The sequence below is a fragment of the Domibacillus sp. PGB-M46 genome, from assembly GCF_022668875.1.
Taxonomy (GTDB): Bacteria; Bacillota; Bacilli; order Bacillales; family Domibacillaceae; genus Domibacillus.
The window spans coordinates 1-431 of sequence record NZ_JAKGCR010000075.1; the positions used below are offsets into that span (position 1 = coordinate 1).

The 431-nt window shown below is 35.5% G+C and carries 1 tRNA gene; it reads left to right on the forward strand.

Features of this window, described 5'->3' with window-relative positions:
* The first annotated feature begins 2 nt into the window (after nucleotides 1-2).
* Nucleotides 3-76: transfer RNA gene (locus L2D08_RS23650), tRNA-Cys, on the forward strand.
* Nucleotides 77-431 lie beyond the last annotated feature (355 nt).

Consider the following 431-nt stretch of genomic DNA (forward strand, 5'->3'; position numbering starts at 1 on the left):
TTGGCGGCATAGCCAAGCGGTAAGGCCAAGGTCTGCAAAACCTTTACCACCGGTTCGAGTCCGGTTGCCGCCTCCATATTATTCGCTTTGATGACTTTCGTCATTCCATTTAGTAAATACAACATGTGTATGACATGGAAGTAATTCGAAACATGTTTGGTAAAATAATCTTTTGATGATTTATTGTTGATTCGCTTGAAAGCCTGTGATAAATTATTTATCTGCCGGTGAATACGGTGAGGAAGTAACTTAATTTGCAGCTTTTATTCATTTGATAGAAAAACATTTTTATTTAAAAGTGTTGACTTGAAGATAAATAAACGGTATGATTATTTAGCTGTCGTAGATGGCGGTAAAGAGAATTGATCTTTGAAAACTGAACAAAATAAACGTCAACGTTTTAAGAATTAAACTTCTATAGAAGATGCCCG